The following is a 15,821-nucleotide window of genomic DNA, read 5'->3' on the forward strand; positions in this document are numbered from 1 at the left end:
AAATAGAATATTAGCAGATATAAATAGGGGCCATAAGGATCCTATTTAATTGTCAGTATTATAAATGACATTTCAGACTGATAAATGTATCTTTCATTGAGTATGTGTTATGATATGTAGAGTAAAATTATATAATAAAACTGTAGGATGAATAATGAAAGAGAAGTTAGAAAAGAAGGGGGATGACTAGGTGAGAAGATATAGACATAATAGGTTTTTAAAAGATGGACTAATAGGTTATCTACAAAAGATAATTATTTTGGTGGTTATAACTATTGCTATAGTCTTTACATTAAGCTTACTTCTCGAAACTGGTTTTGCAACAATTCTTAGATATTTTTCTTATGCAATATTTGTAATAGGTGCTTTTTCTGTATTAGGAGGCATGAAATCAACTTATAATAATGATTATAATTATAGGAGAGTAGCTACTGGATTGATACACTCTACAAAAGAAGAGAAAAAACTACTTGATAGTAGTATTGGGTTTTGCTTATTTATGGTTATATCAGCAGCTATTTTATATTTTATATCTTCACTATTTTAATATTACTATTTGCCTCCTTTTCTTCAATTGACAATATATTTATATACTGTAAAATATATTGTAGAAGAGTAAGAAACGAAACAGTATTTTTAGGACTAAATAAGAAAAAGGGGGACTTACAGATTTGAGAGCATTTGACATTTTAAAGGATTTGTGGGGGACAGCAAAAAGTATTATTCCAATATTAGCAGTACTTATAGCTTTTCAAATAATCATACTAAGAAAACCACTAACTAATATCAAGGAATTAGCATTAGGATTTTTACTTTCTGTGATCGGATTACATCTATTTTTAAAGGGTGTATATATGACTATTATTCCGTTAGGGGATTCTGTTGGAGAAGGACTTGTAAATATTGATAATAAAATCTTAATTACTATTATTGCATTTTTATTAGGGTATGCTTCTACTTTAGTTGAGCCTGCTTTGAGGGCTTTAGCCTTTGAAGTTGAGGAAGTATCAATAGGATCTATACCTAGCAAAGTATTGATACATACAGTAGCATTAGGTTTCGGAATTGGAATGGCAATAGGTATATTTAAAATTCTTAATAAAATACCTACTTCAATGCTTGTTATACCAATGCTTTTAGTAGCAGCTATATTAGTATATTTTACACCAAAAGAGTTTGTAGGAGTTGCATTTGATTCTGCAACATCTACTACTGGCCCTGTAAATATTCCTTTAAACATGGCGATAGCAGTAGGTTTGGCGCGGATAGTTGGGTCTACAGATGCCTTGATAGATGGATTCGGTGTCATCGGTATAACTTCTTTAATGCCTATTATTGCAGTATTGGCATTAGGTATTATTATTAGGTAATGGAGGTTTTAAAATGATAGACGTATTAGGAATTTTTGCTATAGTCGAAAGAGGAAAAGCTGATTATGTTGTAAAAAAAGCAAAAGAAGCCGGAGCTCAAGGAGCTACCATTATGTACGGGAGAGGAACTGGTGCTAATGAAGCTCGTAAGTTATTCAATATTCATATAGAGTCATCTAAGGAAATAATCATCATATTAGTTCAGAAGGAAATAATGAAACCTATTTATGATGCAGTAGTAGAAGCAGGAAAATTAAATGAGCCTGGAACAGGTATTATATTTACAGTACCTATTGGTAACCTTTTAGGATTGCATCATAGAGATAATATAAATGAATAGAGAAAAAGCCGCTACTTTACTAAAAATAGCGGCTTCAATTTATGAAGAAATAACTCGTTCACTTTTCTTTACTATTCAAAAAACATACAATCTATAAAATCTTCAATAGTTATTCCATAAAAATAGTCTTCAAAGTTAGCTGAATTAAGTACATTTCGAACAGAATCCTCTTTAAAATTGGTACCGGTTAATAGGTTTTCTAGTTCAGATTTATCTTTTTTACCAAAGAAATCACCAAATATTTTACATTCTTTAATGCTTCCATTTTGAATATCAAGTCTTATATCTAAGCTACCACCTGCATATCTTTTAGATTTTTGAAGGTCAAAGTTAGGAGACTCTCCGTATACCCATTCCCAAGTATTATATTTTTCATCCTTCATTTTATTTATAGCAGCAAGGTCTTCATCTGTTAGATTATACTCTTTGTTTTTGTCGCTAGAACTAAGTATAAAATTTGAAAGTGCTTCTTTAAATTCTACAGGACTCATCTTATTTGGAAGATAGTCGTAAACATTTGCAACTCTGCTTCTAACAGATTTTATACCTTTTGATTCTATTTTATCCAGCTTAACATTTAAAACATCTTTAAGTATATCTAAATTTGTATGAAATAATATAGCCCCATGATGAAGCATTCTATCCTTAAGGTAGTATTGAGCAGTACCAGAAACCTTTTTACCATCTATAGTAATATCATTTCTTCCTGAGAACTCTGCCTTAACTCCAAGGTCGCTTAAAAGATCTATGACTGGCTGTGTAAATTTCCTAAAGTTATTTGCACTATCTCCTTCGCTAGAAGTTATAAAAGTATAATTCACATTTCCAAAGTCGTGATAGACTGCTCCACCACCAGACATTCTTCTAACAACATTAATATTATGTTCTTTGATGTATTTACTATTGATTTCCTCGATAGTATTTTGGTTTCTTCCGATAACTACAGTTGGTTCATTTATCCATAATATTAACATGTCATCTCCAAGGTTCAGATTCTTTAGAGCATACTCTTCTAATGCCAAGTTAAAATATGGATTGTTAGATTCATTTATAATGTTTATCAAAACTATCACGTCCCTCACAATACTTTTTTATACATATAATAATATACCCTAAAAGCATTGTGTTGAAAAGGTATAGTTAATAAAAAGATTTGTTTCTAAGCTTCTTCTAGATATGCTTTTCTAACATTATAGTCATTAATAAGGTCACTACCTTTTCTTTTTCCTTTAAAAATTATTATTTAATAGCTAGTCAAATTTATAATTATAGCAGATATGAAATAATATGTTCAAAAAACTGGATTATATTATGAATTTTTTTGATATACAACTTATTGACCTCATATGGACACTAATGATAATCTTATTCTAGGAGTAAAAATGAAGGAGGAAATACATGAGTGCTAGACTGTTATTATATTTAGGAATATTAATTATTGGTGGATTTTTTGGATATAAAGGTTTTGGTGGCGAAAAGCTAAATTCAAAGCTTGGAATTATACAGAATATATGTCTTTTATTCTTGCTTTTTATTATGGGACTTAGAATGGGATTAGATGAAAAAGTAATATCTTCATTTTTTGAATTAGGATTTCAAGCACTGGTGATTTCAATTTTTACAATTACTTTTAGCGTTGTGTTTGTAAAATTAATCAAGGGTTTTGTTTTGAAAAATATTCAGCAAGGAGAGCAAAAAGATGAGTTTTAAAATTATATTAGCAGTAGTAGCAGGTATAGGAGCAGGTTATTTTATATTGCCAGGTGAGATGCTTCAATATACTGATTATATTCTAGATATAGGCTTATGCTTACTTTTATTCTTTGTAGGAATTGATATAGGAAAAAATAAAGGTGTTCTTGAGAAAATAAAGAAAATTGGATTTAGAGTGCTTTTAGTTCCTGTTATGATAATAATAGGAAGTATATTTGGAAGCATTATAGCAGGTTTTATACTTGGTATGCCAGTAAATGAGGCCGGAGCAGTTGGAGCAGGCTTAGGATGGTATTCATTATCTTCAATGATGCTTGTCACATATTCGTCAAAACTTAGTGCATTAGCATTTATATCAAATGTGACAAGAGAGATTATAGCACTTCTTACAATACCTTTTATTGCCAAATATATAGGCCATATTGAAAGTATAGCTCCTGCAGGAGCTACTTCAATGGATACATCACTACCACTAATAGCAAAGTCTACAAACCCGCAAACAGCAATAATAGCATTTATTAGTGGAGTAATAGTGTCCACTTCTGTACCTTTATTAGTATCAGTCATTATTAAGCTTTAAGCTTGATATGACTGTTTTCTGTTTTCTTGACCTATTTCAATTAATACTATAAAATAAACAAGGTAAGATTACATTTATTTGAAGTAGAATTTTAGAAGGTATAAATTCTGTTTTTATGTTCTAGGGGGAATTGAAATGAATAGCATATTATCTTTAATAGAAAAAGATTCAAAACTAAAATTAAATAAGTTTATTAAAGGCATAACTATATTATTTACTATTATTATACTGAGTTTAATAATAACTACAATTACTTTCTTGTTTTCTAGATCTGTGTCAGATTTAAGATATCTATCTATATATTGCAGAGAAGGCTTACTCGTATTAATGAACTTTATCCCTGTTTTTATACTTATGGCTTTTGTGTATTTAATATCCAATAGGTTGTGGATTAGCTTTATTGTAAATAGCTTTGTTTTTGTCACTATGTCTTTAGTTAATAAATTTAAATTAACTTATAGAGACGATCCTTTTACATTTATGGATTTAAAGTTATTTAAAGAGTCGTTAATTATGGCAGAAAAATATAGCTTAGGATTAAGTCCTAAAGTAATAATTATGATAGTTGGATTATTCATAATTGCATTATTATTGAGAAAGTTTTTTGACTTAAAAGTTAATTCATTTAAAGTAAGAACAATTTTTATAGTATTATTGTGTATTATAACTTATATTATTTTCAATGGATTTTATTTCGATTCCAAAATTTATGCAGAAGTTGGAGATAAAAGTACAATAAACATATGGATACAATCTCAGCAATTTCAATCAAAGGGCTTTATATATCCTTTTATTTACAGCGCTACTTATTCTAAAGAGGTTGAGTTAGAAGGATATGACGAGGAAAGAGCCATAAAAGACTTAAACCAATATGAATATACAAATATTCCGGAAGGAGAAAAAGTAAATATTATTGCTATTATGTTGGAGGCATATAATGACTTCTCTGAATTTGAAAATCTGGAATTAGGTATCGACGTATATAAGAATTACCATGAATTACAGAAGGAATCTATTCATGGTAAATTAGTAACTAATATTTTTGCTGGAGGTACTATAGATACTGAAAGAGCATTTCTTACAGGATACTATACTCATCCAAAATATTATAGGAAAACCAATTCATTTGTCTGGTATCTTAATGAACAAGGATACAAAACAGAAGCTATGCACCCTATTACAGGATCATTCTACAACAGAAGGAATGTAAATAACTATTTAGGGTTTAGTGAATTTGAGCATTTTGATAATAAGTATAAAGAAGTTCAAAGTGAATATTTATGGGACAAAGATTTTTTCGATTATATTATTGAAGGACATGAGAACAGTAAAAATAATGGGGAGTCATATTTTAATTTTTCTGTGACTTATCAAAATCATGGACCATATTCAAGCGAAAAATATACAGAAGAGCAGTTTTTAAAGAAACAAACAGGTTATGATGATGCTAATTATAATATTATAAATAATTATCTACATGGAATTAATGAAACCGATAAGGCAATAAAAGAGCTAGTTGACTATTTTAGAAGTGAAGATGAACCTACTATAATAGTTTTATTTGGGGATCACAATCCTTGGCTAGGAACTGATAATAGTGGTTATAAAATGTTAGATATTAACTTAGATTTGTCGGATATACAAGGATTTAAGAATTATTATCAAACTCCGTACTTGATTTGGGCAAATGATACTGCAAGGAAAACCCTTAATAAAGAGTTTGTTGGAGAAGGTAATACCATAAGCCCTAATTTCTTGATGACAGAGTTGTTTGATTATATTGGATGGGAAGGTAATGAATATATGCAATATGTATCAAACCTTAAAGAAAAACTTGATGTAAACCATGAAATCTTCTTTAAAGAAAATGGAGAGTATAAGAATAAGTCTGAAATAGAGAATAAAGAAGCTTGGACTGATTTCTTGAATGTACAACACTATTATAGCCTTAATTTTAAAGAGTGAAGCAAGGGTGAAGCAAGGATAAGCAAGGGGACGGGGTCAGTGCTCACCCATTCGCATTTTGTCACTCTGAGATGGGCAGGATAAGTATTACTTACGAAGGGTCTCTAACTAAGGATCTGATATTTACAATGAATCTTTAGGAGAAACGCAGAAAAATCTAGAGAGGAGAATATGAATGCTTAAATTAATCAAAAACGGAGAAGTATATTCACCAAAATATCTAGGCATAAAAGACATTTTGCTAATAGGAGATAAGATTGGATATATAGATGATTGTATCAATATACCAGATAATTTTGTAGATATTGAAATCATAGATGCAGCAAGAAGTCTCGTAGTTCCAGGTTTTATTGATGGACATGTTCACATAACTGGTGGTGGGGGAGAAGGTGGATTTAAAACTAGAACACCAGAAATACAGCTTTCAGATATTACAACAGGTGGAGTTACTACTATTGTAGGAGTTCTTGGAACAGACGGAACTACAAGGACTATGACAAACCTATTAGCAAAAGCTTATGCTCTAGATGAAGAAGGTATAACTTGCTATGTTTTAACAGGCTCATATCAGGTTCCAGTTAGAACTATTACAGGAAGTATTCAAGATGATATAATACTCATTGAGAAGATAATAGGCGTAGGGGAAATAGCTTTATCAGACCATAGATCCTCTCAGCCTACAATGGAGGATATAGCTAAAATAGCTGCAGAAGCTAGAGTTGGAGGTATACTGTCTGGGAAAGCAGGAGTTGTAAATATTCATATGGGAGATGGAGCGAGGAACATAAGATTTATAGAACAAATATTAGATGAAACAGAAATACCACCTAGACAATTTGTATTGACTCATGTATTGCGTAATCCAGAATTATTTAAAGTTTCAATAGACTATGCTAAAAGAGGAGGACTTGTAGATTTCACTACAAGTACTTCAAATACATCTACTGATGAAGATAAGCTAACTCCAGGAAAAGCATTGAAAATAATGTTAGAAGAAGGAGTAAATATTGAAAATATAACCTTTACTTCTGATGGTCAGGGAAGTCTACCTATTTTTGACAAAGAAAGAAGATATATTGGACTAGGAGTTGGAAAAGTAACTTCTCTTTATAATGCTGTAAGAGAGGCAATAATAAAGGAAAAAGTAGCTATAGAAGACGCCATAAAAGTCATTACATCAAATCCTGCTAACAACTATATGCTTAAAGACAAAGGGCATATTGAAGTTGGAAAAGATGCAGACATAGTATTGTTAAATAAAGATGATTTAAATATTAATTCTGTAATATCTAGAGGGAAAGTTATGTATCATAATGGTGAAGTGAAGGTAAAAGGTACTTTTGAAAAGTAAGGGTCTAAGAGTGTAAAAGAATAAAGTGACAGGGGATTTATTGACAGCGTTATTTTTAAATTATAGGACTAGTTCATAGGTTTATCTATTGAAGATATAAGCAAGATTTTTGCACGTGTTAATTATTAATCGTGAAGAAGTCTTGCTTTTTTATGCCTTTAACTTGCAAAATAAAACTAAATAAATGCTTGCATAATAAAATAATTAGTATTATACTATACTTAGTAATACTAAATACTTAAGATTGTGAGGTGGAGTTTTGAGTGAAATTGATAAGCAGCTAAAAAAAGGTGTTTTGAACATTTTAATTCTAAAAATGATAAGTGAAAAAGATATGTATGGATATGAGTTAATTCAAGTAATGGATGAAAAAAGCAATGGATATTTTAAATTAAAGGAAGGTTCCCTTTATCCTGTATTATATAGATTAGAAGATGAAGGGCTTATTGAAAGCTATTGGAACAAAGAGCCCTCTAAGAGAACTGTACCTCGGAAGTACTATAAAATTACGAAAAAGGGTGTAGCAGTATTTAAAGTATATATTGAAGAATGGAACGATTTTTTAGATGGTACTAAAGGCATATTGAAAGGAGGAATATGAGAATGAAAAATCTAAGTCATGAAAGGTATGTAAAATCTGTAATTAATAACATTAACTGTAGTGGTGCTACAAGAAATAAGATAAAAGAAGATTTACTTAATCATATTCAGATAAAGTCTTTAGAAACAGGAGAAGAAGACCCTTGGAAGCTAATGGGAGATCCTTATGAAGTTGCTAAAGAATTTGGAGAAAATATGGACTCTAAATATGACAATAGATATTATTATTCAGAATACGAATATAAGTCAAAAACAAGGGTTTTTGGCATTCCTTTAATTCATATAAATAGTAGAAGGAACGGTCTAGCAAAGGGTATAATAGCAATTGGAGGATTATCAATTGGTATAATAAGCTTGGGAGGTATATCAATTGGTTTAATTAGTTTTGGGGGTCTTTCAATAGGGCTGTTGATAGCTTTAGGTGGATTATCTGGATCTTTAGGCTTTGCAATGGGAGGAGCTGCTTTTGGATATTATATGGCAATTGGAGGTGCAGCAATAGCTCAACATTTTGCAATGGGAGGGTATGCTCAAGCAAATGTAGCTATTGGAGATACTGTAAAAGGTATAGTATCATTATTTAAAACAAAAGGCACAGGTAATGTTCTTTTAAAAGCTCCTGTGGATATTAAGGAATTTTCAAAGGCGGTACATGACTTTTATCCTAATATAGATAGAATTACTTTTAAAATAATAAACTTCTTTGCTAGTAATATGTAAATAATACTATATCTAAACCGCAAGAGCTGTGTCCTTGCGGTTTACTTAAAAACCTAACTTTTGCTTTTTCTTTCAGGCAAAACATAAGAAATATAATATACTACTGGGATAATTATTGCTCCGCCAACTATATTGCCTAAAGAAACTGGAATTAGATTTAACACCCAAATATTGCTCCATGAAATAGCAAGTCCTGAAAACTTAGCTAAAGGAAGAAAGAACATATTAGCAATACAATGCTCAAACCCTGATAATACAAAAAGCATGATAGGAAACCATATTGATAGTACTCTTGAGCCAATATCAAGTGAAGCAGTAGCTGACCATACTGCAAGCACAACTAATATATTGCAAAGGATTCCTCTAAGAAAAGCTGTTTGAAAACTTATGGATGTTTTGGCAAGCCCTACATTAAGGGTAGAGAGCAGTAAATCTTTGGTTACTAATTGTGAATTGTAAATTATATATGCTAAGGCAATAGAACCTATAAAATTTCCCAAATAAACAAAAATCCAATTTCTTAACATTCCAGCTAATGTTATTTTTTTATCCATTAGGGCTAGTGTCATTAAATTATTTCCAGTAAAAAGCTCACTTCCTGAAAAAACTACTAGCATTAGACCTACAGGGAACACTGAGGCACCTAATAATTTTGCTAAACCAATATCTACATTGCCTAAGGTCTGTATAACTACAATATATGCAAATCCTCCAAAACCAACATAAACACCTGCCATCACTCCTAGGATAAGCATTCTAGTTATTGACAAATTGGCTTTTGTTTCTGCAGAAAAAATTATTGCTTTTGTAATTTCAGATGGTGCCAGATACTTTTTTTCCATGCTAGCTCCTACTTTCTGTTATTTTTGTCTTGTAAGGAATAGCTTTTTTATCTCTAATTTAGTTTGATTTTATATCCCATAATTTACTCAAGAACACTACATAATAAACCACATCAACTTGCTTTCAATATAAATATATATACAAGTATTTTCTCACTAGTTATTACAAATAATACAGAAAAACAAAGAAATATCATATAAAGGTGAATGGACAAAGTAAATGTAACCTTTGTCAGAGTAAATGCGCCCCCCAAAACGACTGTTCAGTTAGCTGTGTCTTGCTCAGAAAGTTAGCTTAAATTATTTTTTCAGCAAGGATGGTTTAACCAATATCTCGTTTGCTGGCACCTTGCTAATTCCCAGCTTTTCAAGGACGTCGTATCCATAGAGAAAGCCGAATGCGTCAAAAGGTGACTTATCATTCAGTTTCTCTCTGGAATATGAATTGATATGTGACATCATAAGTGAGACGTCATTTTGCGTGAGGTCATCGAAGGATCTGCCCTTGGGTAGTATTCTCCTTATGAACTCGTGATTCAACTCTACATTAGGCTTTTGGAATGATGCACAGGGGTCACAGTAATATAACCTTGTTCTGCGATTACCTTGTGCGTCATATTCCAACGCCTTCGGGTTTGAAAATTCTGAACCTTGCCACCGATTCGTCCGATAACCGAGTCCATTTCCACAACCGAAGCGCCTGATTGTTCTACAAAAGCAAGAAACTCGGCATATGTGCGTCCAATTCTGCAACTTTTGTCAACCTTATGCTCCACTGGCTTGGATTTTCGTGGTTTTGTTCGACAAACACGAGGCATATCAATATTTCTGGCTTTTAAAAGGCCGCCTGAGATATAACGGCTCAAAGAGTTTGTAACAGGGCTGTTCCTGGTAATCTTCGCATAATTCATTGCAAAGATTGCATGTGGAGCAGAGCCTTGTGCAGTTAGGTTTATCGATGCAAAGATAGCGTTTTTTGCAATCATAACGTTTCACGCACCTATTGTGGACGCGGTATGGTGCATACTTGTCGCTGGTTATGGCACGGGAACGTATCTCCCTTGAAACAGTTGATGTACTCTTATCAAGTTTAAGGGCAATCTGCTTGATAGATACTCCATCTCTCAGCCATTGTTCGATTTGTAGACGCTCAGCATCTGTTAAATGTTTGTTTTTAGCCATGGCAATTTCCTCCGTTTTCTAATTTGCGCAAGACACATATGGTAGTAGTTACCATATATATATTACTGACAAAAAAACTGAGGTTTTTGCCAGACTAAACGCAACCATTCCCCCATGGGGGAATACCTAATAAATTATCGATTGGATTTGTAGGACTAAATGCACCCTACCGCTTTGTAAGATTTAATGCAACCACCTTGATTCGATAAGGTTGCATTTACTTTGTCAACTGAGGCATATTTAAATAACATACTCAAGCGTTGAGTGAAAATTTAAATTCCAGCGTAAAATTAAGTTCCACTGTGAAGACTAAAATCCACTTTATAAGGGTTTGAGCTCTATATTTCATTAAAAAAATATAGTATAATAGACTTGCAGAAAGTGGTTTGGACAAAAAACCGCATGGCAAATAGACGGCTGGAGATTTTTGTGAAAAACTAAATTCCACCCATCTGGGATAAGTTATAGCGATTTCTTCATTCGCAGATTAGAAAATAATTAAGTGTTGTTATTTCAGCAGTTTTGGAGTCAGAATGATATCATCGGGTGATATCTCCCTTAGTCCGAACCTATTGACTGTATTTTCTCCAAGCAGCAATTTGGCCAGTTTAATGGGGGGAAGGCCATTTAGACTGGCTCTTGCTGTGCTATTTATATGACTAGCCAACTTTGTTACATCTCGCTGTGTTAAAGCATCAAAAGAGGTGCCCTTAGGCAGAACATACCGTATATATTCATGATTTTTCTCAATGCCTGGTTTTTGCCAAGAGGCCATTGGGTCACAATAATAAATGGATGTACGTATGATGTTATCAATGCCGCTTTCTAGTTCATTTGGCTTCGTAAACTCAGAACCTCTGTCAGTTAAGATAAGAGGAAAGGCAATACGGAATCCAAGAGGAGACAAACTTTTTTCAAGGTTATCAAGTACCTTTTTAACAGAAGCTGACGTTTTATCTGGAAGAAGATAAATCAGCATTAGTTTACAATTTCGGAAGAATAAAGTAAGGAGAACTTTGTGGCTACCTTCAAAAACACCTTTATCATTGAGTTTTGGACTAACATTTGATTTACGAGGTTTATATTTGACCTTTCTTGGAAGATCTACATTTTTTACAGAGAGAGCTCCCAAGGCAATATAATTATAGATAGTTTTTTCTGTACATTTAATTTCTGGATGATTTTCAATGATCTGAAAAGGAGTCTGACCCTGTAGTATTAGAGGAGTGACGATAGTGTCCATTTGTTTAAGATCTTCTTCCGAAATATTGATACCATTTCTAGATTCCACCAGTATAGTTTTATACTCGCGGTTTGAAGTAACTGCCTTGTAAAAGTACTTATCAAGTCTACATTGAGCCTTTTTATGGCACCCATTGCAGACATAAGGAGCCTTCAATATAGTCTGGCATACTTCTTTCGCAAACCTGTTACAACGTGAGTTGCATTCAATACGAGAACTACATTGCTTTTTACAAGGGATGGTGCGATTACAGACATTTTTAAGACTACAGTTGCGTCGATGAATACAAAGATTAAAGTTTACAAAATCATTCTTTTTCTTAAGAATACGGTGTTTTTTAACCTCTTTAGAAATTGTAGTAGGATCCTTGCAAATATATTTTGCAATCTCCTTAAAAGGCATGTTGTTATCCAGAGACTTTTCAATGTAAATCCTGTTATCTAGGGTAAGATGCTTATGGTTTCCTGGTATTAATTTACACATAAAAAAACTCCTTTCACTGTGAATTGAGAAATCAATATTATTGTAAAGGAGTACTGGAATTTAAGAAAGAGTAAATTCCACACCTAATTCAATAAAGTGGAATTTAGTTTTTCATTCAAGGCAAGATTTTAATAAGTATGAATTAACTTGTAGGGAAAATATCGGAACTGGTAATTTAGAATATCTGAATAATGACATAAAACTAAATGATGCTATGTTGAGGGCTTTTGCAAATAAAATGGTTAACAGCTTACCAAATGGGATAGACACTCAACTGGGTGTATGGTTTAACAATGGCGTACAACTTTCAGGAGGCCAGTGGCAAAAGATAGCATTATCAAGAGCGTTTCTAAGAGATGCTGACTGTTATATACTTGATGAGATTACACAGTCATTACAAATATCTTTATGAATTACAGAACAAAAAAGTAATGTAGGCTATTTTAAATTAAAATAGTAGTCTAGTCAGGTATAGAATAGAGTATACGTTATGAAAATATGTTGAATTGGATATAGTTGAAAATAGACTCCAAGAAAGTTTTAAACATAGAAATATATTTCCATCTATATCTTATGTTCAAAATTAAATCAGTATATTTATTCATAGCGTTAAAATAATTTGTTTATTTACACCTAAGTATCAGTAGAATTAACAATTTGATTGAATACATATTAGATAAATAGACTGTACTGAAATTAGAATTAAGGGGCTAAGTTATTGCAATATATTTAATTGTGGTATTTCTGAGATATGAATTCAGTAGTATAATACTCAGATAATAAGAATGGAGTGGGGGTATATATGGGTATACAAAGATTTACTGATTTTAAAGAAAAAATAGTAAAAAATGTATCAAAAGTAATAATAGGAAAAGAAAAAGAAATTGAGCTAATTATAGTGTCAATTCTATCAGGGGGACACGTTCTACTAGAAGATATACCTGGTATGGGAAAGACTATGATGATAAAAGCCTTCTCAAAGACACTAAATCTACCATTTAAGAGAATTCAATTTACACCAGATCTATTACCTTCTGATATCACAGGAATTAATTTTTATAATCAAAAAACTGGAGATTTTCAATTTAGAGAAGGACCACTGTTTTCAAACATTGTACTGACTGATGAAATAAATAGAGCCACACCTAGAACTCAATCATCTCTACTAGAAGCCATGGAAGAAAAGCAAATTACAGCCGATGGAGTCACTAGAAAACTAAATAAACCATTTATGGTACTAGCTACTCAAAATCCTGTAGAATCCTTTGGAACATTCCCATTACCAGAAGCACAGCTAGATAGGTTCTTTATGCGTATCAAATTAGGATATCCAACAAAGGAAGAAGAAAAGATTATAATCAAAAAAAATATAGGAAATCCATTAGATAATATTGAGCCAATTGTTGATTCTGATGAGTTAAATTACCTTTTATTGAGTGTATCTGAGGTCTCAATCCATGACGATGTCATGGATTATTTGTTAAATATAATAGATGAAACTAGAAATAAAGATAATATTGTTTTAGGAGTAAGCCCTAGGGGAGCAATAGCTTTATTTAAAGCCTGTCAAGCCTATGCAGCAATCAATGGGCGAGATTACATAATACCAGAAGATATAAAGGCTATGGCACCATATGTACTAAACCATAGGATAATTGCCAGAGGTACAAATGGAATAGAAGATTCATTTGAATTAATCAAGGGAATAGTTGAAACTGTGGAAGTTCCCTTAGAGAATATGTAGGTATAGCCATGATTTGGTATTTAGTCGGATTAATAGTATTTGTTTACCTAATAAACAGGCTGACGTTAAACTATGGTTTTAGAAATTTAACCTATAGCATGGAAGTAAAAAAAGGAACTTCTGAGATAGGGGAGGACATAGAGATAACCTCAATAATTGAGAATAAAAAGCCCTTAACAGTTTCATTCTTAAAGGTATATGAAAAATTCCCAAAGGGCTTTAATAAGATAAGTAATATCTACACATTGTTTGTAATGCCTTATCAAAGAGTAAGAAGAACATATAAAATGCATATAAATAAAAGAGGTAGATATTTTATTAGGGATGTGGAGTTGGAAATAGGAGACTTTGTTGGTTTTAAAACAGTGGAACAAAAAATATCAGTGGAAAAAGAAATAATAGTTTTTCCAATGAAGACAAAGCTAGAGAACAGCGTTGTTCCTCTTGGCTCACTAAGTGGAGACGTATCTGTTAAGAGATGGATAATAGATGATCCCCTCATGACTATTGGAATAAGGGAATACACAGGTAATGAACCTGAAAGATTTATTCACTGGCCTTCTTCAGTTAAATATGGCAATTTGATGGTCAAGAATTTTGATTTTACTACTGATAATAGTGTTGTTGTAGTCTTAAATATGGAAACTATGAAGCCCTGCTGGAAGGCACCAGAGGAGGAATTGATTGAAAAGGTCATATCCTTGGCAAGAGCGGTCATGGAGGAGTTTGAAGATTTAAAAATTCCTTATGGATTTGCGACTAATGCATATAATGTGGATTCGTCTAATGAGAGAGGATACTTCTATCACTCGGGCTTAGGGCAGAATCACTTAGACAGTATGCTTAGAGTGTTAGGAAAGATAGACTACAGAATACCATTGTTCTTTGAGACTACAATAAATGATATCAGTAAAAGACAGGGTAATTACACTACAGCAGTGCTCATTACACCTAGAATACTAGACACCTATATAGAGCCTATAAATTTGTTAAGCAGAAGTGTAAGCAGAACAGTAGTTGTATCTGTAGAGGAAGAGCATTTGGAAAAGTTAAATAATAATATTATTAAGTATAGGAGTAAGTAAAATGATAGAGATAATTTTCATTTTTATTGGCTAGGTACGAAAATAAAAATACCTTTTGAGATGATAAAAAGAGAACAAGAAACTCCAGAAAACACAAAGAAAATAGTAGAAGAATTTGATATAGAAAATATAGAAAATATAGAAGCTTTGGAAGAGATAGTAGAAGAACAGGTTTGGGACTTCACAATACTTAAGAGAATATTGGGATTAATAGTTATCATAGTTGTTATTTATATTGTTTATAGATTAATTATTAAAGTAGGAAATGGAAGATATGAAGGAATAGAATATGTAGAGGAAAGAGAAAATATCAAAGGGACCAAAGACAAGAAAAAGAGATTTAAAAGGGATAAATATCCAAAGGAATTAAGTGAACAAATAAGATATTATTATAGAAGATTTTTGGGTAAATTAATAAAAAGGGATATAGAGATTCTGAAAACAGATTCTTCCTCAGAGATTAATGAAAAAGCAAAAGAAGTTTTTGATGATGATATTCATAAAATAAGAGAAATCTATATTAATAGTCGATATGGAAATACGGAGACAGATAAAAAATTAGTAGAAGAGATGGAAAGCTTATATAAAAAGCTATAGAGAGGA

The 15,821-nt window shown here is 31.9% G+C and carries 17 protein-coding genes and 1 pseudogene; 13 read left to right on the plus strand and 5 right to left on the minus strand.

Annotated features, from left to right (window positions below):
• The first annotated feature begins 190 nt into the window (after window positions 1-190).
• The 3 genes from ABV008_RS04495 to ABV008_RS04505 all read left to right on the plus strand — a co-directional run bounded on the left by ABV008_RS04495 (window position 191) and on the right by ABV008_RS04505 (window position 1,710).
• Window positions 191-547 (plus strand): hypothetical protein, encoded by a 357-nt coding sequence (locus ABV008_RS04495; protein WP_352418625.1) that lies wholly within the window; start codon window positions 191-193, stop codon window positions 545-547.
• A 124-nt stretch (window positions 548-671) separates the two neighbouring features.
• Complete coding sequence (locus ABV008_RS04500; RefSeq protein WP_352418626.1) at window positions 672-1,370, plus strand: DUF1538 domain-containing protein; 699 nt, start codon at window positions 672-674, stop codon at window positions 1,368-1,370.
• A gap of 13 nt (window positions 1,371-1,383) precedes the next feature.
• Window positions 1,384-1,710, plus strand: a complete 327-nt coding sequence (locus tag ABV008_RS04505) for a P-II family nitrogen regulator (protein ID WP_352418627.1) — start codon at window positions 1,384-1,386, stop codon at window positions 1,708-1,710.
• A gap of 71 nt (window positions 1,711-1,781) precedes the next feature.
• On the opposite strand, the gene lplA is transcribed toward ABV008_RS04505, so the two are convergent.
• Window positions 1,782-2,774 (minus strand): lipoate--protein ligase, encoded by a 993-nt coding sequence (lplA, locus tag ABV008_RS04510; RefSeq protein ID WP_352418628.1) that lies wholly within the window; start codon window positions 2,772-2,774, stop codon window positions 1,782-1,784.
• A gap of 334 nt (window positions 2,775-3,108) precedes the next feature.
• Here lplA and ABV008_RS04515 point away from each other — a divergent pair, with 334 nt between their 5' ends.
• The 6 genes from ABV008_RS04515 to ABV008_RS04540 all read left to right on the plus strand — a co-directional run bounded on the left by ABV008_RS04515 (window position 3,109) and on the right by ABV008_RS04540 (window position 8,639).
• Complete coding sequence (locus ABV008_RS04515) at window positions 3,109-3,420, plus strand: LysO family transporter (RefSeq protein WP_352418629.1); 312 nt, start codon at window positions 3,109-3,111, stop codon at window positions 3,418-3,420.
• Window positions 3,410-4,003, plus strand: a complete 594-nt coding sequence (locus ABV008_RS04520; RefSeq protein ID WP_352418630.1) for a LysO family transporter — start codon at window positions 3,410-3,412, stop codon at window positions 4,001-4,003. The genes ABV008_RS04515 and ABV008_RS04520 overlap by 11 nt, the downstream gene beginning before the upstream one ends.
• Window positions 4,004-4,138: 135 nt before the next feature.
• Window positions 4,139-5,968, plus strand: coding sequence for an LTA synthase family protein (locus tag ABV008_RS04525; RefSeq protein WP_352418631.1), 1,830 nt, complete (start codon window positions 4,139-4,141; stop codon window positions 5,966-5,968).
• A gap of 175 nt (window positions 5,969-6,143) precedes the next feature.
• Window positions 6,144-7,319, plus strand: coding sequence for a beta-aspartyl-peptidase (gene iadA, locus ABV008_RS04530; protein WP_352418632.1), 1,176 nt, complete (start codon window positions 6,144-6,146; stop codon window positions 7,317-7,319).
• A gap of 259 nt (window positions 7,320-7,578) precedes the next feature.
• Window positions 7,579-7,920: a PadR family transcriptional regulator gene (locus tag ABV008_RS04535; RefSeq protein WP_352418633.1), complete on the plus strand. Its 342-nt coding sequence runs from the start codon at window positions 7,579-7,581 to the stop codon at window positions 7,918-7,920.
• Window positions 7,921-7,922: 2 nt separating this feature from the next.
• Window positions 7,923-8,639: a hypothetical protein gene (locus ABV008_RS04540; RefSeq protein WP_352418634.1), complete on the plus strand. Its 717-nt coding sequence runs from the start codon at window positions 7,923-7,925 to the stop codon at window positions 8,637-8,639.
• A gap of 53 nt (window positions 8,640-8,692) precedes the next feature.
• Here the strand turns inward: ABV008_RS04540 and ABV008_RS04545 are convergent, their stop codons facing one another.
• The 4 genes and pseudogenes from ABV008_RS04545 to ABV008_RS04560 all read right to left on the minus strand — a co-directional run bounded on the left by ABV008_RS04545 (window position 8,693) and on the right by ABV008_RS04560 (window position 12,389).
• Complete coding sequence (locus ABV008_RS04545) at window positions 8,693-9,481, minus strand: formate/nitrite transporter family protein (RefSeq protein WP_352418635.1); 789 nt, start codon at window positions 9,479-9,481, stop codon at window positions 8,693-8,695.
• 542 nt (window positions 9,482-10,023) lie between these two features.
• Window positions 10,024-10,467 carry a hypothetical protein gene (locus tag ABV008_RS04550; RefSeq protein ID WP_352418751.1) on the minus strand — a complete coding sequence of 148 codons (444 nt, stop codon included), beginning with the start codon at window positions 10,465-10,467 and terminating at the stop codon, window positions 10,024-10,026.
• A gap of 76 nt (window positions 10,468-10,543) precedes the next feature.
• A pseudogene (locus ABV008_RS04555) lies at window positions 10,544-10,663 on the minus strand (helix-turn-helix domain-containing protein); the annotation flags it as partial.
• A gap of 508 nt (window positions 10,664-11,171) precedes the next feature.
• Window positions 11,172-12,389, minus strand: a complete 1,218-nt coding sequence (locus tag ABV008_RS04560; protein WP_352418636.1) for a helix-turn-helix domain-containing protein — start codon at window positions 12,387-12,389, stop codon at window positions 11,172-11,174.
• A gap of 91 nt (window positions 12,390-12,480) precedes the next feature.
• Between ABV008_RS04560 and ABV008_RS04565 the strand changes: the two genes are divergently transcribed.
• The 4 genes from ABV008_RS04565 to ABV008_RS04580 all read left to right on the plus strand — a co-directional run bounded on the left by ABV008_RS04565 (window position 12,481) and on the right by ABV008_RS04580 (window position 15,815).
• Window positions 12,481-12,801 (plus strand): ATP-binding cassette domain-containing protein, encoded by a 321-nt coding sequence (locus tag ABV008_RS04565; protein ID WP_352418745.1) that lies wholly within the window; start codon window positions 12,481-12,483, stop codon window positions 12,799-12,801.
• A gap of 390 nt (window positions 12,802-13,191) precedes the next feature.
• The gene (locus tag ABV008_RS04570) at window positions 13,192-14,133 is read left to right on the plus strand and encodes an AAA family ATPase (RefSeq protein WP_352418637.1); all 942 of its coding nucleotides are present in this window, start codon (window positions 13,192-13,194) and stop codon (window positions 14,131-14,133) included.
• 8 nt (window positions 14,134-14,141) lie between these two features.
• On the plus strand, window positions 14,142-15,218 hold the full coding sequence (locus ABV008_RS04575; RefSeq protein ID WP_352418638.1) for a DUF58 domain-containing protein: 1,077 nt from the start codon (window positions 14,142-14,144) through the stop codon (window positions 15,216-15,218).
• 60 nt (window positions 15,219-15,278) lie between these two features.
• Complete coding sequence (locus ABV008_RS04580; RefSeq protein ID WP_352418639.1) at window positions 15,279-15,815, plus strand: hypothetical protein; 537 nt, start codon at window positions 15,279-15,281, stop codon at window positions 15,813-15,815.
• Window positions 15,816-15,821 lie beyond the last annotated feature (6 nt).

This window comes from Proteiniborus sp. (genome assembly GCF_040308045.1).
Taxonomy (GTDB): Bacteria; Bacillota; Clostridia; order Tissierellales; family Proteiniboraceae; genus Proteiniborus.